The following is a 21,699-nucleotide window of genomic DNA, read 5'->3' on the forward strand; positions in this document are numbered from 1 at the left end:
TCACTATCGCCACAAGCGACACAGCGATGACGCCTGCCGAGACTCAAGCCCTGAAGCACCGATGCACCCGGTGGGTGTCGGGTTTCGCGCCACGATCGTTCGCCGACGACCTGGAGGCCGTCGCGGCCTGGGCGCGGTCGAATGCGGTCTCCGCCGATGTCTACGGCGAAGGCGGTGCCGTTGAACTGCTGGAGCAGCGCGTCGCCAGCCTCCTCGGGAAACCCGCTGCGGTCTTCATGCCCAGCGGCGTCATGGCGCAGCTGATCGCCTTGCGTCTGCACGCGGATGACAAGCGCCTGCCGCGCTTCGGCATGCATGCGACCTGCCATCTGGCGACAGAGGAGGAGCAGGCCTATTCGCATGTGATGGGGCTGCATGCGGCGTTCCTCGGACAGGCGCATCGGACGCTGAATCGGCGCGATCTGGAGCAGCCCGCGGAGGCCTTGTCGGCCGTGGTGCTGGAACTCCCGGCGCGCGTCATCGGCGGGCAGTCACCCATTTGGGACGAACTGGCTGCGATCAAGGACTGGGCCGCCGAGACGGGCACGCGACTGCATCTCGATGGCGCGCGCCTGTGGGAGGCCGCCGCCTGGTATGGCAGGAGCTACGCCGAGATCGTGTCCGGCGTCGACACCGTCTATGTCTCGACTTACAAGGGGCTGGGCGGTTTCTCGGGCGCGCTGCTCGCGGGCGACGAGCGCGGCATGGCGCAGGCGCGCGTGTGGCGTCGGCGCATGGGCGGCACGATCTTCCAACTGGCGCCGCTTGCTGCGTCCGCTGCCTTCCGCCTCGACGAGCGCCTGGCGCTGATGCCGCGTCTGTTCGAGCGCACCGTCGCGGTGGTCGAGGCCTTGAGCCGGGTGAGCGGCATCCGCATCAATCCCGCCGCGCCGCACGCCAACATGTTCCATGTGCACATGGACGGCGAGGTGCAGCGCCTCGTGGACGCCCGCAACGCGATCGCGGAGCGCGACGGCCTCTGGCTCTTCAACGCCGCGCGGGCGACGGGCTCTCCCGGCCGGTCCGTGGCGGAGATCTATGTCGGGGACAACCTGCTTGCGTTGAGCGACGAGGGGGTCGCCGACGCGTTCGCGCGCTTGATCGCGCTCGCGAATCAGGAATGAGCGTCCTCGCCCGACGTGCGCCTGCGGCCTGACGCCGCTGAACGGCGTCTGCCGTGCGCTGTCCGCCCGGATCGGCAGGCGGGCGTTCAGAGGAGGGCACCCCGGATTGCCCTTTCATATCCCCAGGTTGAAGGCGAGCCCTGCTTCACTTCTGGCACGCGATATGCAAGATGGGCGGCATGGACGCCTTCCGCCTGATCTCGATCCGGATCCGAGCGCTGCTCGCCTTGGCGGCGCTGCTCGGTTCCGGCGCCGCCTCGGCCCAGACCGCCATCGTCATCGGGGGCGCCTTGCGCCTGGACAACGATCCCGTCTGGGCGCGCATCGTCCAGGAGGCGGGCGGGCCCGGCAAGGCGCACTTCGCCGTGCTGGCCACGGCCGCGGCCAATCCCGAGCTCTCCGCCAAGCTCATCATCGACGCGCTGAAGAAGCACGGCGCGCAGGCCGAGCACATCCCCGTCGCGCCGCGCCTGGAAGGCGCCGACCTGCAGAAGAATCTCAACGACCCTGAGCTGATCGCGAAGGTGCGTGCGTCCAATGCGGTTTTCTTCACCGGCGGCGCGCAGGGCTTCATCGTCGACACGCTGCAGCCCGAGGGGCGGCGCACCGCGATGCTCGATGCCATCTGGGACGTCTACCGCCGCGGCGGCGTCGTCGCCGGCACCAGCGCGGGCGCGGCCATCATGAGCCGCGTGATGTTCCGCGACGCGCTCAACGTCATGGAGGTCATGCGCGGCACGCTGCGCGAGGGCCAGGAGGTCGATCGCGGCCTGGGCTTCGTCGGCGATGAGCTGTTCGTCGACCAGCACTTCCTCAAGCGCGGACGCATCGGACGCATGCTGCCGCTGATGATGGCCAAGGGGTATCGCTTCGGGCTCGGGGTCGAGGAGAACAGCGCGGCCGTCGTGCACGGCGATCGCATCGACGTGATCGGCGGACGCGGCGCGTTGTTCGTCGACCTCCGCGATGCGCGCAGCGATCCGTCGCTGGGCATGTTCAACGTGCGCGGCGCGCGGATCAGCTACCTCGACAACGGCGATCGCCACGACCTGCGCTCCGGCGTCACGATGCCGGCGCCGAGGAAGACCGCCGCCGGTGCGGCGGTGCCAATCCGTGCCTCGATGCAGGGCGGAGGTGGTCCCTCGCGGGGGCCGGTGGACAGCTTCCAGCCGGACATCCTCGGCGACAACCGCATCGTCCAGGCGATGACGGAACTGCTGAGCTCGCCCGCTGCCGAGGTGCGCGCGATGGCGGCGCGCATCCGCCCCGATGCCAAGGGCGATCGCGACCGCACGGGCTTTGTCTTCAGGCTCTATCGTGGTGCGGACACGCAGGGATGGATCGACACCGACGGCGATGGACAGGACGTCACGCTGCTCGATGTGCGGCTGGATATCCGGCCGGTGAGACTGCCTGATCCGGGAGCGGGTCCGACGACCAACGCGGTGCCGGCTGCCGGGATGATTGCCCCGGCAGGTCTGCGCTAGGCAACGGCCGCTGGCCCTCACCCCCGCCCTCTCCCGCAAGCGGGAGAGGGAGTCCGACCGGCTCACTTCCTACGCTGCTTCCGCTCGCGCGAGGCACCCTTCTTACTCCCTCTCCCGCTTGCGGGAGAGGGTTGGGGTGAGGGCCAGCGGCCTGTCGGAGTCAGATGACCTGCAATTCAGGCGTCCAGCGCTTCCGCGATGAATTGCTTGGACACCTTCGGCTTTGGTACCCGCACGCTGAACCAGCGTCGCACGTCCTGCTCCACGCCGATGCCGTGCATGAAGTTGTAGAGCGCCTTCTTCAGCGCATCGCCCATGGCATCGTGGTCCGTGCCGGTCGGGTCCACGAAGCCGACGTCGTTCTTCGCGAACGGCGACGGCGGCAGCGGCAGCAGCTCGACGCCGAAGGCCTTCGGATCCTGTCCCACCGGCGAGTGCACCGTGCACGCGAAGCGGTGGAAGAACCCGCTCTGGATGCATCCGTTCTCGAACAGCTGCCGCACGTACTCGAGCGCGTCGACGGTGTCCTGCACCGTCTGCGTCGGGAAGCCATACATCAGGTAGGCGTGCACCAGGATGCCGGACTCGGTGAACGCGCGCGTCACGCGCGCCACCTGTTCCACCGACACGCCTTTCTGCATCAGCTTCAACAGGCGATCCGACGCGACCTCCAGCCCGCCGCTGATCGCGATGCAGCCACTGTCGGCCAGCAGCTGGCAGAGCTCCGGGGTGAAGGTCTTCTCGAAGCGCACGTTGCCCCACCAGCTGATGGAGACGCCGCGATCGATCAGCTCCTGCGCCAGCGCCTTCAGCACCTTGGGCGGCGCCGCCTCGTCGACGAAGTGGAAACCGGTCTGGCCCGTCTCCGCGACGATGGCCTCGATGCGGTCGACCAGCGTCTTCGCCGACGCCGCCTCGTAGCGCGAGATGTAGTCCAGCGTGATGTCGCAGAAGCTGCACTTCTTCCAGTAGCAGCCGTGCGCGATGGTCAGCTTGTTCCAGCGGCCGTCGCTCCACAGCCGGTTCATCGGGTTCAGCATGTCCAGCAGCGACAGGTAGTCGTGCAGAGGCAAGCCGTCCCAGGTCGGCGTGCCGACGTCCTCGAAGGGGACGTCCGGCTCGACGAAGTTGATGTAGCGGACCTGACCCGCGCGAACGCCGTCGGCAGTCGCCGCGTCCTGGCCTGACTTTTGGCCTGATTCCTGCCCTGCTTCCTCGCGGACGAAGCAGCGTACCAGCCGCTGCCGGCTGCGCCTGCCCGCGATGTGGTCGAGCAGCGCCAGCAACGGGCGTTCACCGGCGTCCAGCGTCACGAAGTCCACGTAGTCGAACAGGCGCGGTTCGTTGAGCTCGCGCAGCTCGGTGTTGACGAAGCCGCCGCCGAACAGGATCCTGATGTGCGGCCGCTCGCGCTTGATCGTCTGGCCGATCCGCAGCGCCGCGTAGACCGCGCCGGGGAAGGGCGCCGACAGCAGCACCACGTCGGGCCGCTCCGCGTCGATCGCGGCGAGCGTCAGCTCGCGCAGCAGGTCGTCGACGAGGTTGGGCGGGGCGTTCAGCGCGTCGTGCAGCGGGTCGAAGGTCGGCTGGCTCGTCGCCAGCTGCTCGGCGTAGCGGACGAACTCGAAACGCGGATCGACCGACTCGCGCAGCACGTCGGCGAGGTCGTTCAGGTAGAGCGTCGCCAGGTGCCGCGCGCGGTCCTGCAGCCCCAGCGCGCCGAAGGCCCAGGCGAGCGGATCCTCGCCGTCATCGGCGACGTAGACCTCCAGCGTCTGGAACCGCGTCCCCTCGGGCAGGAAGGTCCGTGTGTTGATGCGATGCGCCAGCGTCGGATCGCGTCCCTGCAGGAACGCGATCGCCGGTGCGATCGTGGCGAAGTAGCGGTCGAAGGACTCGTCGAAATGGCGCGAGGCGATGCCGCGGTCCGGCAGCGGGATCGCCTGCACGGCGGCGCGCACGCGCTTCAACCCGTCGCGGGAGAACAGCTTGAGCACCAGCGTCAGCGCCAGGTCGCGCTGCGCCGCCTGGAAGCCGCGCGAACGCAGGAAACCCGTCAGGTAGGCCGTGGACGGGTAGGGCGTGTTGAGCTGCGTCATCGGGGGGATGAGCGACAGCACGCGCAGCGCGGGCGCGGGGACGGGCGCAGGCGAGGAGGCGTCGATGGGCGCGACGGTGGGCGCGGGGGCGGACATGTCAGAAATGTAGGAGCAAAAAAACAAACCCGGCAGAAGCCGGGTTTGTTCGGGTCCGCCGGAACCGCCAGGACGGGCCTGGCGATCGGCGTGCGCCAGAAGGGGATTACTTCTTGGCGGCCTTCTTGGCGGGCTTGGCGGCAGCGGCCTTGGGGGCCTTGGCCGGCTTGGCGGCAGCCTTGCGAGCGGCGGCCTTCGGGTCCACGGCGGCCTTGAAGCCGGCGCCCGGGGTGAACTTCGGCAGCTTGGCGGCGGCGATCTTGATCTTGTCGCCGGTGCTGGGGTTCACGCCGGTGCGGGCGGCACGGGCGTGTTGCTTGAAGGCGCCAAAGCCCGGGATGGAGACGGCGCCACCCTTCTTCACCGTGGACACCACCGCGTCCAGCAGCGTTTCCAGGATGCGGCCGGCTTCGGCCTTGGTCAGTTCGTGCTTGGAAGCCAGGTGTTCGATCAGTTCGGTCTTGTTCATTCGTTTGACTCTGCGGTTAGGGCCCGACTAACGCCGGACGGCGCGTATTGTGCGTGAGAAATCACGTGCGCATCCCCGGGTTGCCCCGCAAATCATCGATGAAATCGCCTATCCGGGGTCACGTCTTGCGCGTTATCAGTGTTCATCGGCGCTTCTGAGGATCCTGTGAGCGCTTGCAACAACGACATCGCAGCGCGCCACGGGGGCTTTCCCGACGGCGTCAGGCCTTGCTCGGGAATACGTCACGCAATGAAACTCATGACACGAGCAGACGGTGGACAAGGTCCGGCGTGCTTGCCGCGCCGTACTTCTTCATCAGCCGTGCGCGGTACACATCGACCGTGCGCGGACTGACGCCGAGCCTGCGGCCGATCAGCTTGCTCGTGAGACCCTCGATCAGCAGCGCAGCGATCTCGCGCTCGCGCGGCGTCAGGTCGGCCTTGAGCTGGCGCGTCGCGGACAGGTCCTCGAAGCTCCAGATGCCGCTGGCATGCGGCTGAGACGGGTCCAGCGCGCGACCCGACACGTGGCACCAGAACAGCTCGCCGGCGCGCGTGCCGCCGACGCGCTTCATCACCCGCTCGTCGGCGTAATAGCCGGCGCCATCGAGGCTCGCGACGATGCGCTCGCCGGTGCGCTCGAATTCGACCGGGCTCGGATACAGCAGCGCGAAGCTGTGGCCGATCAACTGCTCGCGCTCCGCGCCGAAGATCTCCAGCACGAGCCGGTTGCAGTCCCTGATCAGGCGGTGCTCGGAAATCACCAGCCCGATCGGGGCCTGGTCGAAGGCGATGCGGTAGTCGAGGTTCATCGGTGGGTCACGTCGCAAGCGGGTCGGGCGGGCCGCGATCGTCACAGCAAGGCGTAGGTCGTCGTCGACTGGACCGCGAGCCGGCCCTGCTCGTCGAACAGGTCGATCTGCCCGAACGCCAGGTTCCTGCCGCGCCGCAGCAGGTGCGCCTCGATCGTGCAACGCGCCCCCGAGACCGGTCGCAGGAAGGTCGATTGCAGCTGGACGGTCGTCATCGGGCGGAACTCGCCCAGCTCGCGCATCATCAGCAGCACCATGGCCGTGTCGGCCGCCGCCATCGAGGCCTGCCCGCACATCACGCCGCCCACGTGGACCAGGTCCGGCGCGACCGGCATGGTCAAACGCAGCAGGCCGTCTTCCGCATGGACGGGATCCAGGCCGAGTGCGACGATCCAGGGCGCGAAGATCTTCGGGATCTGCGCGCGCAGTTCGTCGAGGGACATCGCGTCCCGCGGCGTTGCGTCCAGGGGCAGGGTCATCGGGCTTCCTTCGGGCGTCGGTGGCTTAATCAATTCTACGTAGCGCTTACGTAATGTCTTACGTAGTAGATTGGCCGACCAGTTCTGAACCCCGTGCATCAACGGCAAGCAGGAGACATCGGATGAACAAGCTCTTCCCCAGCGCCCAGGCGGCGCTGGACGGCATCGTGAAGGACGGCCAGCTGCTGGCCGTCGGCGGCTTCGGCCTGTGCGGCATCCCGGAGGCGCTGATCGCGGCGCTGCGGGACAGCGGCGTCAAGGGGCTCACCGTCATCAGCAACAACGCGGGCGTCGACGGCTTCGGCCTCGGCCAGCTGCTCGAGACGCGGCAGATCAGCAAGATGATCTCCAGCTACGTCGGCGAGAACAAGGAATTCGAGCGCCAGTACCTGGCCGGCGAGCTTGAACTCGAGTTCACGCCGCAGGGCACGCTGGCCGAGAAGCTGCGCGCCGGCGGCGCGGGCATCCCCGCCTTCTTCACCCGCACCGGCGTCGGCACGCTGGTGGCCGAGGGCAAGGAGATCCGCGAGTTCGACGGCCACCAGTACGTGATGGAGCGCGCGCTCAACCCGGACGTCGCGCTGGTCAAGGCGCACATCGCCGACAAGAGCGGCAACCTCATCTTCCGGCGCACCGCGCGCAACTTCAATCCGGCCTGCGCGATGGCCGGCAAGGTCACGGTGGTGGAGGTGGAGCAGGTCGTCGAGGTCGGCGAGCTTGATCCCGACAGCATCCACCTGCCCGGGATCTACGTGCACCGCATCGTGCACAACCCGAATCCCGAGAAGCGCATCGAGAAGCGCACCATCCGCCCCGCTGCCTGAGGAGACAAGACATGCCCTGGACCCAAGACCAGATGGCGGCACGCGCCGCGCAGGAGCTGGAAGACGGCTTCTATGTGAATCTCGGCATCGGCATTCCGACGCTGGTGGCGAACTTCGTGCCGGCCGACAAGGAAGTGTGGCTGCAGAGCGAGAACGGGATGCTCGGCATCGGCCCGTTCCCGACGGACGACGAGGTCGACGCCGACCTGATCAACGCCGGCAAGCAGACGGTGACGACGATTCCCGGCTCGTCGATCTTCGGCAGCCATGACAGTTTCGCGATGATCCGCGGCGGCAAGATCAACCTCAGCATCCTGGGCGCGATGCAGGTCAGCGAAAGAGGCGACCTCGCCAACTGGATGATTCCCGGCAAGATGGTGAAGGGGATGGGCGGCGCGATGGACCTGGTCGCCGGCGTGCCGCGCGTGATCGTGCTGATGGAGCACGTCGCCCGCAAGAAGGACGGCACCGAAGACCTGAAGATCATCCCGGCCTGCACGCTGCCGCTGACCGGTGTCGGCGTCGTCAACCGCATCATCACGGACCTCGCCGTGATGGACGTGACCCCGGAAGGCCTGAAGCTCGTCGAGCTCGCTCCCGAAGTCACGCGCGAGTTCGTGCAGAGCAAGACCGGCGTCACGCTGATCTGAGCAAGACCTGGCCCCCATGGCAAGACCTGCCACACGCACGCCCAGGCCCGTGGGCAGCGTGCGGGAGTGGGGCCGGAATGGTGCTGGGGGTTCCCGGAGGGATGCCCCCTGCACCGTGGAGTGCCCGCGCTTGGCCTCACGCAAGATCTGACCCCGGCACCCCGCGTGCCACGCGCACGCGGCGTGTTTCCAGTTCGTTTCCCGCGCTTATCCGACCCTGACAAGTTCGGCGCGTGCATAAGTCACGCCGCCACAACCTGTTGCCGCGCCTTTCACAAGTTGTACGAATGACGGTGTCTTAACGGCCGACCCTCGCCACCATCCCGCATCCGCTGCTACGAGCCGATGCCGAGATGACTGCTGCCGCCACCACCCCCTTCGCACCGCCCGCACCGCCCGCACTGCCCGACGACGACCGCGTCGTCGGTGACACCCCGTCCATCGGCGCGCCTGCTGCGCTGGCGGCTGCCGCCGCGGCGGCGCTGCTCGCGGCCTGCGGCGGCGGTGGCGGCGACAACGCTTCCGGCGGCCCCGACAGCGATCCCCAGACCACGGTCCCGCCCACCGAGCCGGAAGCCGCGCGCTTCCTCGGCCAGGCCGGTTTCGCCGCCAGCGCGACGGATCTGACCAACGTCAAGACGGCCGGCTTCTCGCGCTGGCTGGACCAGCAGTTCGACGCGCCGCGCACGCAGAGCCACTACGACTGGCTCGTGGCCAAGGGCAAGGGCGCCGAGGCCAACCGCTACAGCCTGGACGGCGTCGACGCGACGCTGTGGCGCAAGCTGATCGCTTCGCCCGACCAGCTGCGCCAGCGCGTGGTGCTGGCGCTGTCGGAGATCTTCGTCGTGTCGATGAACGGCCTGCCGATCGCGTGGCCGCAGTTTGCCACCGCCGGCTACGTCGACATGCTCGAGGAGCGTTGCTTCGGCACCTTCCGTGAGCTGATCGAGGGCGTCACCCTGTCCCCCGCGATGGGCGTGTACCTGGCCATGCGCGGCAACCGCAAGGAAGACGCCAAGACCGGCCGCCAGCCCGACGAGAACTATGCCCGCGAGGTGATGCAGCTGTTCACGATCGGCCTGAACCAGCTCAACGCCGACGGCACGCCCAAGATGGTCAACGGCAAGACCGTCGACACCTACACGCTGCAGCAGATCACCGACCTGGCGCGCGTGTTCACGGGCTGGGACTTCGACATCGATTCCGCCGACGTGAACGGCCTCGACTTCAGCTACATGAAGCGCCCGATGCGGCAGAACGCCTCGCGCTTCTCCACCGGCGAGAAGAAGGTGCTGGACGCCGTCATCCCGGCGACCGCCGACGGCGCCGCCGCGATGAAGATGGCGCTGGACACGCTGAGCGCGCATCCCAACGTCGGCCCCTTCATCGGCCGTCAGCTGATCCAGCGCCTGGTGGCCTCGAACCCCAGCCCCGCCTACGTGCAGCGCGTCGCCGCCGTCTTCGACAACAACGGCAAGGGCGTGCGCGGCGACCTGCGTGCGGTGATCAAGGCGATCCTGCTCGACACGGAAGCCCGCCAGCGCTCGACCGCGCCCAGCGGCGGCAAGCTGCGCGAACCGCTGCAGCGCATGATCCAGTGGGCGCGCACGGTCGGCATGAGCTCGCCCGGCGACCTCTGGGCCATCGGCGACACCAGCAACCCCTCGTCGCGCCTGGGCCAGAGCCCGATGCGCAGCGGCTCGGTCTTCAACTTCTTCCGGCCCGGCTACGTGCCGCCCAACTCGCAGCTGGGCACCAACAACGTGACCGCGCCGGAGTTCCAGCTCTGCAACGAAAGCACCGTTGCCGGCTACCTGAACTTCATGCAGGGCCTGATCGGCAACGGCATCGGCGACATGAAGCCCGACTACGCCGCCGATCTGGCGCTGGCCGCCGACGCCCCCGCGCTGGTGCGCCGCCAGGCGCAGCTGATGGCCGGCGGCGACATCTCGGAAACGACGCTCACCACGATCGCCACCGCCGTCGCCACGATCAAGGCCGACACCGACGCGAACAAGCTGAACCGCGTCAAGGCCTCCTGGCTGATGGTGCTGGCAGCGCCCGAATACCAGGTCCAGAAATAACCAGCCGAGCGGAGCCGATCATGACCCACATCTCCAAGCTTCCCGCGCTGCGCCGTCGCGAGTTCCTCAAGCGCGCCTCGGCGGTGTCCATCGCCGGCACCGCCGCGCCCTGGGCGCTGCAGCTGGCCGCCATCGGCGAGGCCGCCGCGGCCGCCGCCCCCGGCGACTACAAGGCCATCGTCTGCCTGTTCATGTACGGCGGCAACGACTACGGCAACACCGTCATCCCCTACGACACGGCGAACTACCAGGCTTACGCGAACATCCGCCAGGCCCTGGCGATCCCGCGCGAGCAGCTCGCCGCCACGGCGCTGACGCCGTCCCTGGCGCTGCCCGACGGCCGGCAGCTCGCCCTCGCGCCGACGATGAACCGGCTCAAGCCGGTCTTCGACGCCGGCCGGCTCGGGGTGATGCTCAACATCGGTCCGCTGATGCAGCCGACGACGCTGGCCCAGTACAAGGCCGCCAACGTGCCGCTGCCGCCCAAGCTGTTCTCGCACAACGACCAGTCCAGCCTCTGGCAGTCGTCCCGGCCGGAAGGCGCGACCTCGGGCTGGGGCGGTCGCCTCGCCGACCAGTTCCTGGCCAGCAACGGCAACGCGACCTTCAGCTGCATCAACGTCTCCGGCAACGCCGTGTTCATGTCGGGCGGCCAGGCGGTGCAGTACCAGATGAGCGCCGGCGGCGCCGTCGCCATCAACGGCGCGAACCGCTCGCTGTTCGGCTCGGCCGCCTGCGCCGAAGCGCTGCGCGGCATGATCACCGGCGAGCGCCAGCACTGGATGGAGCAGGAACTGAACCGCGTCACCGCGCGCTCGGTCAACGCGCAGGGCACCATCACCACCGCCCTGGCCACCACCACGCTGCAGACGCCGTTCGAGACCAACGGCAACGGCCTGGCGTCCCAGCTGCAGACGGTGGCCCGCCTGATCGGCGCCCGCGCCTCGCTGGGCGTGAAGCGGCAGGTGTACTTCGTCTCGATCGGCGGCTTCGACCTGCACGACAACCTGATGTCGCAGCAGCCGGTGCTGCTGGGCAACGTCGCCAGCGCGATGGCCAGCTTCGACGCGGCGCTCGTCGAGCTCGGCGTCGCCCCGAACGTCACGACCTTCACCGCCTCCGATTTCGGCCGCACGCTGAGCTCCAACGGCGACGGCTCCGACCACGGCTGGGGCAGCCACCACCTCGTGATGGGCGGCGCGGTGAAGGGCGGCCGCTTCTACGGCACGGCGCCGACGGTCGCCGTCAACGGACCCGACGACGTCGGGCAGGGCCGCTTGTTGCCGACCACCTCGGTCGACCAGCTGGCCGCGACGCTGGCCCTCTGGATGGGCGTGCCGGCGGGCGACCTCCCGGGCATCCTCCCGGGGATCGTGAACTTCAGCCAGAAAGACCTCGGGCTCTTTGCGGCCTGATTTCGAACTCTTCGCTGGCGATCGCCGGGACTGGCGGGTTTGTCCCCGCCAATTACATCGGGCGAGGCCGGCGGGTGGCGGGAAACGGACGCGTCGCGAACGCGTCGGTGCGACCGGGTGGTCGCGTCGTGAGAAGTCGCACGGGCCGTCGGCCGAGTCCGGGAAAAATACCGGTCGATCGACGGAAGTGCCGATGATCACGGGGGAAAAGGGCGCCTGTCGAGGTCGAACGACACGGTAACCGGATGCGTTTCCGGCCCTTTCCGCTGTTGCGGATCGGATGCTGATTTCGGGGGCAGGACTCTCTAGAGTCGCGGCCGTCAGCAGTAACGACGCCCAACCGCCATGCTCCGATTCCCCTGGTCTTCCGCAGCCGTCACGGCTGCCGCCGCTGCCCTCAGCGCCTGCGGCGGCGGGGGAGGCGGCGGCGATTCGCCGGCCACCCCGTCCGGCTCCGCGCCCACACCCGACGGCACGCCCGCGCCCGCACCGTCACCGTCACCGTCACCGTCACCAGCCCCCGGGCCGGCACCGGCGCCCGCGCCCGCACCGGCCCCGGCGCCCGCCGCGGGCGCCGCGCTGCCGCTGCCCAACGAGGCCCAGGCCGCGCGCTTCCTCGCGCAGGCCGGCTTCGCCGCGAGCGAGGCCGACATCGCCACGCTCAAGTCCGTCGGCTACAACGCCTGGCTGGACCTGCAGTTCCTCGCGCCGCGCACCGAGTCCCATTGGGACTGGGTGGTCCGCAACGGCTATGCGATCGAGGCCAACAAGTATTTCTATTACAACGGCTTCTACAACTCCGTCTGGCGCAAGTTCATCAGCTCGCCGGACCAGTTGCGCCAGCGCATGGTGCTGGCGTTGTCGGAGATTTTCGTCGTCTCGGCGCTGGGCTTCGACTTCCCGTGGCGCACCATGACGATGACCGCCTACGCCGACGTGCTGGAGGAGAACGCCTTCGGCACCTTCCGCGGCCTGTTGGAGGCGGTGACGCTGTCGCCGGCGATGGGCGCCTTCCTGGCGATGCGCGGCAGCAAGAAGGAGGACGGCAAGGGCCGCCAGCCTGACGAGAACTTCGCCCGCGAGGTGATGCAGCTGTTCACCATCGGCCTGGTCAAGCTGAACCTCGACGGCACGGTGCAGACCAGCGGCGGCCGGCCGGTCGAGACCTACGACCAGACGGTGGTCACGCAGATGGCGCGCGCCTTCACCGGCTGGGACTTCGACACCGCCGGCAACAGCGGCGGCCCGGAGTACGGCGTGATGCGCCGCCCGATGGTGCACAACGCCAGCAATTTCTCCACCGGCGCGAAGACGGTGCTCGGCGCCACGATCGGCGCGGGTGTCGACGGCCCAGCGGCGCTGCGCCAGGCCTTGGACACGCTGGCCGACCATCCGAACGTCGGGCCGTTCTTCGGGCGGCAGTTGATCCAGCGCTTCGTCTGCTCGAACCCGAGCGCCGCCTATGTGCAGCGGGTCGCGCAGGTGTTCAACGACAACGGGCAGGGCGTGCGCGGCGATCTGAAGGCCGTGCTGCGCGCGGTGCTGCTCGATCCCGAGGCGCGCCTGACCGAGGCCGGCGTCACCAGCTCCGGCAAATTGCGCGAGCCGGTGCTGCGCTTCGTCCAGGTGGCGCGCAACGTCGTCCTGACGTCGGCGGGCCAGTGGAGCATCTTCGAGACCACCGACGCGGAAACGCGGCTGGGTCAGAGCCCCTTCTTCAGCCCGTCGGTCTTCAACTTCTTCCGTCCGGGGTATGTGCCGCCGAGCTCGTCGATGACGGCGGCCGGCGTGACGGCGCCAGAGTTCCAGCTGGTCAACGAGGTGACGGTCACCGGGTATCTCAACTTCATGCAGAAGATGCTGACCGACGGCCTCGGCGACGCGAAGGCGGACTTCAGCGCCGACGTGGCCCTCGCCGCCGACGCGCGCGCGATGGTGGCGCGCCAGGCCTTGCTGCTGGGCGGCGGCGGCGTGTCGGACGCGACGCAGCAGCGCATCGCGACGGCGGTCGGGACGATCGCGGTGACGACCGACGCCGGCAGGCTCAACCGCGCCCGCGCGGGCTGGATGCTGCTGCTGGCCTGCCCCGAATACCAGGTCCAGAAGTAAACCCACCGCTTTTCGCCGTCGCGCCCATGGCGCGCCGGTCACTGGAGATCTTCCCGTGGCTCATGTTTCCAAGCTCTCCTCGCTGCGTCGCCGCGAGTTCCTCAAGCGCGCCTCGGCGGCGTCCGTGGCCGCGACGGCCGCGCCCTGGGCGCTGCAGCTCGCGGCGATCGGCGACGCCGCCGCGGCCACCGCGGGCGGCAGCGACTACAAGGCGCTGGTGTGCGTGTTCCTGTACGGCGGCAACGACTACGGCAACACCGTGATCCCTTACGACGCCGTGAGTCACCAGGCCTACTCGGCGATCCGGCCGACGCTGGCGATCGGCCGCGACGCGCTGGCGGCCACGGCGCTGTCGCCGACGCTCGCCTTGCCCGACGGCCGGCAGATGGCGCTGGCGCCGGGCCTGTCCGCCGTCAAGCCGGCGTTCGACGCCGGCCGGCTCGCGGTGATGCTCAACATCGGCACGTTGATGGCGCCCACCACGCTCGCCCAGTACAAGTCCGGCGCCGTGCCGCTGCCGCCCAAGCTCTTCTCGCACAACGACCAGTCCAGCCTCTGGCAATCGTCCAGCGTCGAAGGCGCGCGCACCGGTTGGGGCGGCCGCATGGCCGACTTCATGCTGTCGTCCAACGGCCGCTCGGCGCTGACCTGCATCAACGTCTCGGGCAACGCCATCTTCCAGGCCGGCGACAACGCGTTCCAATACCAGATGGGCGTCAGCGGCAAGCAGGCGATCACGGGCATCGGCAGCGCGCTGTTCGGCTCGTCGGCCTGCGCCAACCTGATGAAATCGCTGATCACCGAGGAGCGCATCCATCCGATGGAGAGCGAGCTCAACCGCGTCACCGCGCGTTCGATCGATCTGCAGTCGACGCTGACCGGCGCGCTGGCCGGCGGCGCATCGATGTCGACGGCCTTCGCCACCGACGCGCTCGCGCAGCAGCTGCGCATGGTGGCCCGGATGATCGCCGCGCGCTCGTCGCTCGGGATGACGCGGCAGGTGTTCTTCGTGTCGGTGGGCGGGTTCGACCTCCACGACAGCCTGACGACGCGTCATCCGGTGCTGATGCAGCAGGTCGGCGGCGCGATGGCCAGCTTCGACAGCGCGCTGCAGGAACTCGGCGTGGCCGACAAGGTCACCGCGTTCACCGCGTCGGACTTCGGCCGCACGCTCAGCAGCAACGGCGACGGCACCGATCACGGCTGGGGTTCGCATCACCTGGTGATGGGCGGCGCGGTCAAGGGCGGCCGCTTCTACGGCACGGCGCCGTCGGTGAGCGTGAACGGGCCGGACGACGTCGGTCAGGGCCGGTTGTTGCCGACGACCTCGGTGGACCAGCTCGCATCGACGCTGGCGCTGTGGATGGGCGTGCCGCCTTCGGAGCTGCGGACGGTGCTGCCCAACATCGGTAATTTCGGCGGCGTGGACCTCGGCTTCATGGCCTGACGCACCATCGTGGGCTGGCCGCGAGCCCGATGGACAAGGGTTTCTCCGTGATCGGGGCCCTCCCGGAATATCGACGCGGAAACCGACAGGGCCTGTTCCCCCAACCCTAGGGGGCGCCGTCCGTCAAGTTCCGCTACGCAAGCCCCTGGCGTTCTCCTAACATCTCGGTGAGGCCCCACGCACCCACCACGGCGACAAGACCGTGAGCAAGTCGAGGGCCGCGTTCCACGCACGCCCACCAGGGAGGCTGAAATGGATGGACTGCTGGGGAGGAGCCCGGAGTTGGGCCGGCTCATGTCCTATCGCGGGCCCGAACGCCGGCGTGGATGGCCGGATCGATGGTGGCGCCATGCGCTGGAGGAGATCGACCTGGGGGTCTGTCTCGTCGCCGTCGAAGGGCAGCTGCTCTATGCCAACAGCACCGCGCGACGACAGCTGGACGAGACCTCGCCGCTGCAGATCGTCGACGGCCAGCTGGTCGCGTCGCAGCGCAACGATCACCTGCGATTGGAAAGCGCGCTGACCGACGTGCAGCGCGGGCTGCGCCATCTCATCTGCCTGGGGCGTGGCGCGGGCCGGCTGTCGCTGTCGGTGCTGCCGCTGCAGGACGGCCAGGGGCGGCCGTCGCAGGCGATGGTGGTGCTGGGCAAGCGCAACCTGTGCGGGGAACTGCCGATGCTCGCGTTTGCCCGCGAACACCAACTGACGGCGGCGGAGCTGCAGGTGCTGCAGTCGCTCTGCTCGGGGCTTCAGCCTCAGGAGATCGCCCAGCGCCACGGCGTGGCCATCTCGACCGTGCGCACGCAGATCGCGAGCGTGCGGGCGAAGACGGCGACCGAGAGCATCCGCGACCTCGTGTCGATGGTGGCGCAGTTGCCGCCGATGCAAGGCGTCCTGCGGGCGATGGAGCGGGTCTGAGGATCAGGCCCGCTTCGGCGCCAGCGTCTTCGCATAGAGCGTCGAGCCCTCGAGGTCCTTGAGGGTGACGGTCATCGCGCGGGTCCTGGCGTCGATGTCGACCTGGCCGAAGAACTGCGTGTCCGGCGCCGGCGCGGCGTTGGCAATGCCCGGCCCCTTCTGATACGCGACCTGCATGCCGAAGGTGGCGTCGGCCTTGTTGGGGCCGAAGCCGCCGGCATGCAGCGGGCCGGAGACGAACTCCCAGAAGGGCAGGAAGTCGGTGTGCTTCGCCTTGGCGGGATCGAAGAAATGCGCGGCGGTGTAGTGCACGTCGGCGGTGAGCCAGACGATGTTGTGCAGCTGATGGCGCTTGATCTCGCTGAGCAGGCGCGCGATCTCCAGCTCCCGGCCGCGCGGCGCGCCGTCGTCGCCGTTGGCGATGGCTTCCCACTTGTCGCGGCCCTCGGCGTCCTTGCCGTCGTTGACGTGCAGGCCGATCGGCATGTCCGCGGCGATGACCTTCCACACCGCCTTGGAGCGCTTCAACCCCTCGAGCAACCACCCGATCTGCGGCCGGCCCATGAAGGCGCTGTCGGCGTTCTCCTCGGTCTGGAGGTTCGCGCTGTTGGGCCCGCGGTAGCTGCGCATGTCGACGACGAAGAGGTCGAGGAGCGGTCCCTGCGGCAAGTGGCGGTAGATGCGTTCGCCCTCGGTGTCGCCGAAGCGGCGCATCGGCGCGTAGTCCTGGAAGGCCTTGGTGGCGCGGGCGACGAGCAGCGGGATGTTCTTCTCGGTGTAGCGGGCGTCGCCGGAGAGGTCCTTGCTGTCGGAGTAGTTGTTGGTGACCTCGTGGTCGTCCCACTGCCAGATCTGCGGCACGTCGGCCGACATGCGGCGGACGTTGGCGTCCATCAGGTTGTAGCGGTAGCGGCCGCGGTACTCGTCGAGCGTCTCGGCGACCTTGCTGGTCTGCTCGGTGACGAGGTTGCGCCAGAGCGACCCGTCGGGGAGCTTGATCTCGGCGGGGATGGGGCTGTCGGCGTAGATGGTGTCGCCGCTGTGCAGGAAGAAGTCGGGATTGATGCGGCGGATCTGCTCATAGATCTTCATGCCGCCCCAGGACTCGTTGATGCCCCAGCCCTGGCCGCAGGTGTCGCCGCTCCAGGCGAAGCGGACGTCGCGGAGGCCCTTCGCGCCGAAGGCGGCCGGCAGGCGCAGGTGGCCGGCGACGGGCTCGGACAGGACGCGCTCGTTGTGCAGGTCCTGCAGGACGACGCGATAGAAGATCTCCTGGCCGGCGGGCAGGCCGCGCAGGTCGACGCGGCCGGTGAAGTCGGAGTCCTCGAGCAGATGCGGCCCGCGCACGCGTTGCAGGTTGGCGAAGCTGGCGGTGGTGGACCACTCGAGCCAGAGGCGGCTCGGCCGGTCGCCGCGGGTCCAGACGATGGCGCCGTCGGCGATCGGATCACCGGACTGGATGCCGTGCGGCATCTGCGGACGCATGGCGTCGCGCGTGATGACGGCGGGGGCTTGCGCCCGCGCGCCGGGCGCGGTCAGGAACGAGGCGCCGCCCAGAAGGGTGCTGGCGTGGAGGAAGCGGCGGCGGTCCATGCGGGTCTCCCGGCGAGATCAGAAAGGGCGAAGCCCGCGATGCTGCCGGGAGGGTGTGACGGGGAGGTGACTGCCGGCTCAGCCGGCCGCGCTCACTGCCCCGCGGGCGGTTCCCACAGCTCGACCTTGTTGCCTTCCGGGTCGATGACCCAGCCGAACTTGCCGTATTCCGAGTCGTCCGTCTTCTCGAGGACGTTGCAGCCCTCGTCGCGCAGCGCCTTCAGCAGCGAGGCGAGATCCGCCACGCGGTAGTTGATCATGAAGGGCGCCTTGTTCGGCCCGAAGCCGTCGCCGCCCTCGGCCGCGCCGATGGACCAGATCGTCGAGCCGCCCGTGGGCTGGCCCGCGTCGTCCGTCCACGTGAACGCGGCGCCGCCCCAGGCCTGGACGTCGACGCCCAGATGCGTCCTGTACCAATCGCGCAGGACCGCCGGGTCCTTGGCGTTGAAGAAGATGCCGCCGATGCCAGTGACTCGTTTCATGCAGGTTCTCCCGACAGGTTGATCGATCTCAAAGACATCGGCGCGCGTCTCACCGACGATGCACCGCTCCGCGCTTGAGCGTCAGCAGACACAGCAGCGCGATCAGGGTGAACAGGGCGCCGCTCCAGATCTCATAAGGCAGACCGAGCAGCGTGTACGCGGACGCTTCGCTGCAATTGGCCGTGACCATGAAGATGCTCGGGATCCGATCTTCCAGCTTGAACATCGTCAGCACGCGGTCCGCGAAGGTCATGTCGCAGCTGGCCAGCTTGGAGGCGACTTCGTGCTGGTAACCGGCGGCGAACAGGCCCGCCACGCCCAGGGCGCCCGACAGCAGCAGCGCCAGCACGCGCACGACGCCGACGCGCTGCAGCACCCAGCCCAGCGCGCTGACCGCGGCGATCAGCAGGAAGATGCCCCGCTGCATCACGCACCAGGGGCACGGCTTGACGCCGAACTGGTACTGCGCCACCAGGGCCGCCGCCACGGCGGCGAGCGAGACCAGCGCGCTGAAGGCCAGCACGCGCGAGGCGGTCAGGGCGCGCATCAGTCGGCGATCTCGGCGATCAGCTCGATCTCGACGCAGGCGCCCATCGGGATCTGCGCCACGCCGAAGGCGCTGCGCGCATGCGCGCCCTTCTCGGGACCGAAGACCTGGCCGATCAGCTCGGACGCGCCGTTGGTCACCAGGTGCTGCTCGGTGAAGTCGCCGGTGCTGTTGACCAGGCTCATCAGCTTCACGACGCGCTTGACCTTGTTCAGGTCGCCGACCGCCGCGTGCAGCGTGCCCAGCAGGTCGATGGCGATGGCGCGCGCGGCCTGCTGGCCGGTCGCCGTGTCGGTGTCCTTGCCCAGTTGGCCCACCCAGGGCTTGCCGTCCTTCTTCGCGATATGACCGGACAGGAACACGAGGTTGCCGGTGCGGACGAACGGCACGTAGGCCGCGGCGGGCACCGCCACCGGCGGAAGTTCGATGCCGAGTTGGGTCAGGCGGTCGTAGACGGAAGTGCTCATGAGGATCTGCGCGGAAGTGGAAAAAATCGCCGGGAATCCTACACCCCGGCATGGCGCTGGACACTGGTCCCGCTCGCGGCCCTGCTCGGCATGGGGCTGGTGCATGTCCTGCCGGCACTGGCCGGTCCCGCCGCCTGGCGGGCCTGGATCGCGATCGCCGTGACGCTGGTGTTCACGATGATGTTGCCGCTCGCACGCCGGACGAGGACCCATTGGCTGGCTTGGTCGATGCTCGCGGCAATCGCCGGATCCGGACTCACGGCGTCCCGTGCCGGCGCGCGCATGGCCGAGCTGCCCGCTGTCGACCGCGAGGGCCAGGTCATGACACTCACCGGCCGCATCGGCAGCCTTCCCCAGCGCACCGACGGCATCGGCGGCGCGGCGGGTTGGCGCTTCATTTTCGATGTCGATCCGATCGCGGTCAGCGCCGCCGCGCCGCCGCGCGTGCTGTTGTCCTGCTATCAGATGCCGCTCCCGCCGCGCGCCGGCGAGCGGTGGCGGCTCGACGTCAAGCTGCGCCGCCCGCACGGGCTGATGAATCCGCATGGCTTCGACCAGGCGCTGTGGATGCTCGACCAGGACCTGCCCGCCGCCGGCAGTTGCCGCAGCCAGGGGCAGGAGCGGCTGGCGCCCAGCTGGTTCAGCGTCGACGGCTTGCGGCAGACGATGCGCGACGCGATCGACCGCCAACTCAGCGAGCGGAGCGATCGTCGCGGCGCCGGGGTGCTCGCCGCGTTGAGCCTCGGCGATCAAGGGGCGGTGAATGCGGCCGACTGGGGGCTGTACCGCGATGCCGGCGTCTCCCATCTGCTGAGCGTGAGCGGCCTGCACGTGACGATGTTCGCGTGGCTGGCCGGCGCCGCCGCCGGCTGGGCCTGGCGGCGCAGCGCGCGCTTGTGCCTGTGGCTGCCCGCGCCGCGCGCCGCGATGTGGATCGGTGTCGTGGCGGCGGGGCTCTACGCGCTGTTCTCCGGCTGGGGCGTGCCGTCGCAGCGCACGGTGGGGCTGCTGGCCATCCTGGCGCTGCTGCGCCAGGCCGGGGCGCGCTGGCCGTGGCCGACGAGCCTGTGCGCGGCCGCCGCCGGCGTCTGCGCCGCGGATCCCTGGGCGCTGACGCAGGCCGGCTTCTGGTTGTCGTTCTGCGCCGTCGCCCTGCTGATGGCCGCGGACCACCGCGCCGATCCCGGCTGGCGCGGCGCGCTGCGCAACGCCTGGCACACGCAGTGGGTGGTGACGCTCGGGCTCGCGCCGCTGACGCTGCTGCTGTTCCAGCAGCTGTCGATCGTGGGCCTGCTGGCGAATGCCTTCGCCATCCCGCTGGTCTCCTACGTGATCACGCCGCTGGCGATGCTCGGCGCCCTGTGCCCGCCGCTGTGGACGCTTGGCGCGTGGTGCGTCGCGCTGATGAACGCGATGCTGGAGGCGCTGCGCGTCCTGCCGCTGGCGGTCTGGCATCTGCCGTGGCCGACGGCCTGGGCCCAGACGCTGGGACTGGTCGGCGGTGCCGCGCTCGCGATGCCGTGGCCGTGGCGCTTGCGGCTTGGCGGGCTCGCGCTGTGTCTGCCGATGTTCTGGCCGGTGATCGAGCGCCCCGCGCCAGGTCATCTGGAACTCTGGCTGCCCGACGTGGGCCAGGGCGGCGCCACGATCCTGCGCACGCAGGGCCACACGATGGTGTTCGACACCGGCCCGTCGTGGGGGCCGGGCTCCGATGCGGGGCAACGCGTGCTGCTGCCGCTGTTGCGCGGCTTGGGCGAGCGGCGCCTGGACCTGCTGATGGTCAGTCACGCGGACCAGGATCACGTGGGGGGCGCGGCGAGCGTGCTCGCGGCGATGCCGGTCGAACGGCGGCTCGGCGCGGTGCCGGGCGGGGAGGGCTGCCGGCGCGGACAGCGCTGGACCTGGGACGGCGTGCGCTTCGAGGTGTTGTGGCCGATCGCCGACGCAGAGGCGGGCGGGGCGAACGGTGCGGACGGGGCGGGCGGGGCGAGTCAGAAGCGCAAGGAGGCGAAGCGCAATGCCGGCTCCTGCGTGCTGCGCGTCGAGGCCGCCGGGCGCCGCGTGCTGTTGACCGGCGACGTCGAAGCGCCGCAGGAGGCGCGCCTGGTTCGCGAGGACGGCGAGGACGGTCTGCGGTCCGAGGTCCTCGTCGTGCCGCACCACGGCAGCCGGACCTCGTCGACGGCCGCGTTCGTGCGCGCGGTCTCGCCGCAGGTGGCAGCGGTGCAGTCGGGGTATCTGAACCGCTTCGGGCATCCCAAGCCGGACGTCGTCGCGCGGTATGTCGCCGCCGGCGCGCTGCTGCTCAACACCGTCGACTGCGGCGCCTGGCTCTGGCGCAGCGACCGCGGGTCGCCGCCGATCGACGGCTGCGAGCGGGCGCAGCGTCGGCGCTACTGGCTGCGTGTGCCGCAGGGGATGAATTCCGCGAACGCCGCACGTCCTGTGAACCTCGGGTTCCCCGCGGGCGCGACGTTTCCCGCTGAGCCCCTTCTGCCCTCCAGCGCGCCGGAGCCCGACCCCGCCGAGCTGCTGCCTCCCGGGCTTGCGCCCTGAACGCCGTTCCGCGCTGCCCCCTGTCACTGGGGCTGTGCACGC

General features: G+C 69.4%; 18 protein-coding genes. 10 read left to right on the forward strand and 8 right to left on the reverse strand.

Annotated features, from left to right (window positions below; translation table 11 throughout):
• Nucleotides 1-26 precede the first annotated feature (26 nt).
• Nucleotides 27-1,124: a threonine aldolase family protein gene (locus tag AC07O8_RS12865; RefSeq protein WP_495048394.1), complete on the forward strand. Its 1,098-nt coding sequence runs from the start codon at nucleotides 27-29 to the stop codon at nucleotides 1,122-1,124.
• 179 nt (nucleotides 1,125-1,303) lie between these two features.
• Nucleotides 1,304-2,611 (forward strand): cyanophycinase, encoded by a 1,308-nt coding sequence (locus tag AC07O8_RS12870; RefSeq protein ID WP_495048395.1) that lies wholly within the window; start codon nucleotides 1,304-1,306, stop codon nucleotides 2,609-2,611.
• A 176-nt stretch (nucleotides 2,612-2,787) separates the two neighbouring features.
• Here the strand turns inward: AC07O8_RS12870 and AC07O8_RS12875 are convergent, their stop codons facing one another.
• From AC07O8_RS12875 to AC07O8_RS12890, 4 genes are all read right to left on the reverse strand, one after another.
• A complete protein-coding gene (locus tag AC07O8_RS12875; protein WP_495048641.1) occupies nucleotides 2,788-4,710 on the reverse strand; it encodes a B12-binding domain-containing radical SAM protein in 1,923 nt (640 codons plus the stop codon).
• Between the two features lie 202 nt (nucleotides 4,711-4,912).
• A complete protein-coding gene (locus AC07O8_RS12880; protein ID WP_067269564.1) occupies nucleotides 4,913-5,275 on the reverse strand; it encodes an HU family DNA-binding protein in 363 nt (120 codons plus the stop codon).
• A gap of 256 nt (nucleotides 5,276-5,531) precedes the next feature.
• Nucleotides 5,532-6,086, reverse strand: coding sequence for a LuxR C-terminal-related transcriptional regulator (locus tag AC07O8_RS12885; protein ID WP_495048396.1), 555 nt, complete (start codon nucleotides 6,084-6,086; stop codon nucleotides 5,532-5,534).
• A gap of 41 nt (nucleotides 6,087-6,127) precedes the next feature.
• Nucleotides 6,128-6,565: a PaaI family thioesterase gene (locus tag AC07O8_RS12890; protein WP_495048397.1), complete on the reverse strand. Its 438-nt coding sequence runs from the start codon at nucleotides 6,563-6,565 to the stop codon at nucleotides 6,128-6,130.
• 122 nt (nucleotides 6,566-6,687) lie between these two features.
• Here AC07O8_RS12890 and AC07O8_RS12895 point away from each other — a divergent pair, with 122 nt between their 5' ends.
• The 7 genes from AC07O8_RS12895 (at nucleotide 6,688) to AC07O8_RS12925 (ending at nucleotide 16,012) form a co-directional block, all read left to right on the forward strand.
• On the forward strand, nucleotides 6,688-7,389 hold the full coding sequence (locus tag AC07O8_RS12895; RefSeq protein ID WP_495048398.1) for a CoA transferase subunit A: 702 nt from the start codon (nucleotides 6,688-6,690) through the stop codon (nucleotides 7,387-7,389).
• Between the two features lie 11 nt (nucleotides 7,390-7,400).
• A complete protein-coding gene (locus AC07O8_RS12900; RefSeq protein ID WP_495048399.1) occupies nucleotides 7,401-8,039 on the forward strand; it encodes a 3-oxoacid CoA-transferase subunit B in 639 nt (212 codons plus the stop codon).
• A 353-nt stretch (nucleotides 8,040-8,392) separates the two neighbouring features.
• Complete coding sequence (locus AC07O8_RS12905; protein WP_495048400.1) at nucleotides 8,393-10,123, forward strand: DUF1800 domain-containing protein; 1,731 nt, start codon at nucleotides 8,393-8,395, stop codon at nucleotides 10,121-10,123.
• 20 nt (nucleotides 10,124-10,143) lie between these two features.
• Complete coding sequence (locus AC07O8_RS12910) at nucleotides 10,144-11,538, forward strand: DUF1501 domain-containing protein (RefSeq protein ID WP_495048401.1); 1,395 nt, start codon at nucleotides 10,144-10,146, stop codon at nucleotides 11,536-11,538.
• A gap of 345 nt (nucleotides 11,539-11,883) precedes the next feature.
• Nucleotides 11,884-13,647 carry a DUF1800 domain-containing protein gene (locus tag AC07O8_RS12915; protein WP_495048402.1) on the forward strand — a complete coding sequence of 588 codons (1,764 nt, stop codon included), beginning with the start codon at nucleotides 11,884-11,886 and terminating at the stop codon, nucleotides 13,645-13,647.
• Nucleotides 13,648-13,702: 55 nt separating this feature from the next.
• Nucleotides 13,703-15,094: a DUF1501 domain-containing protein gene (locus AC07O8_RS12920; protein ID WP_495048403.1), complete on the forward strand. Its 1,392-nt coding sequence runs from the start codon at nucleotides 13,703-13,705 to the stop codon at nucleotides 15,092-15,094.
• Nucleotides 15,095-15,346: 252 nt separating this feature from the next.
• Nucleotides 15,347-16,012 (forward strand): helix-turn-helix transcriptional regulator, encoded by a 666-nt coding sequence (locus tag AC07O8_RS12925; RefSeq protein WP_495048404.1) that lies wholly within the window; start codon nucleotides 15,347-15,349, stop codon nucleotides 16,010-16,012.
• Nucleotides 16,013-16,015: 3 nt separating this feature from the next.
• Here the strand turns inward: AC07O8_RS12925 and AC07O8_RS12930 are convergent, their stop codons facing one another.
• The 4 genes from AC07O8_RS12930 to AC07O8_RS12945 form a co-directional block, all read right to left on the reverse strand.
• Nucleotides 16,016-17,605 (reverse strand): alkaline phosphatase D family protein, encoded by a 1,590-nt coding sequence (locus AC07O8_RS12930; RefSeq protein WP_495048405.1) that lies wholly within the window; start codon nucleotides 17,603-17,605, stop codon nucleotides 16,016-16,018.
• A gap of 92 nt (nucleotides 17,606-17,697) precedes the next feature.
• Nucleotides 17,698-18,087: a VOC family protein gene (locus tag AC07O8_RS12935; RefSeq protein WP_495048406.1), complete on the reverse strand. Its 390-nt coding sequence runs from the start codon at nucleotides 18,085-18,087 to the stop codon at nucleotides 17,698-17,700.
• A 49-nt stretch (nucleotides 18,088-18,136) separates the two neighbouring features.
• On the reverse strand, nucleotides 18,137-18,634 hold the full coding sequence (locus AC07O8_RS12940; protein WP_495048407.1) for a disulfide bond formation protein B: 498 nt from the start codon (nucleotides 18,632-18,634) through the stop codon (nucleotides 18,137-18,139).
• The gene (locus AC07O8_RS12945) at nucleotides 18,634-19,101 is read right to left on the reverse strand and encodes a RidA family protein (protein ID WP_495048408.1); all 468 of its coding nucleotides are present in this window, start codon (nucleotides 19,099-19,101) and stop codon (nucleotides 18,634-18,636) included. Before AC07O8_RS12945 ends, AC07O8_RS12940 begins: the two co-directional genes overlap by 1 nt.
• A 90-nt stretch (nucleotides 19,102-19,191) precedes the next feature.
• On the opposite strand from AC07O8_RS12945, the gene AC07O8_RS12950 reads away from it, so the two are divergent.
• Nucleotides 19,192-21,657, forward strand: coding sequence for a DNA internalization-related competence protein ComEC/Rec2 (locus tag AC07O8_RS12950; protein WP_495048409.1), 2,466 nt, complete (start codon nucleotides 19,192-19,194; stop codon nucleotides 21,655-21,657).
• The last annotated feature ends 42 nt before the right edge of the window (nucleotides 21,658-21,699 follow it).

The organism is Roseateles sp. GW821-FHT09G09 (genome assembly GCF_059415965.1).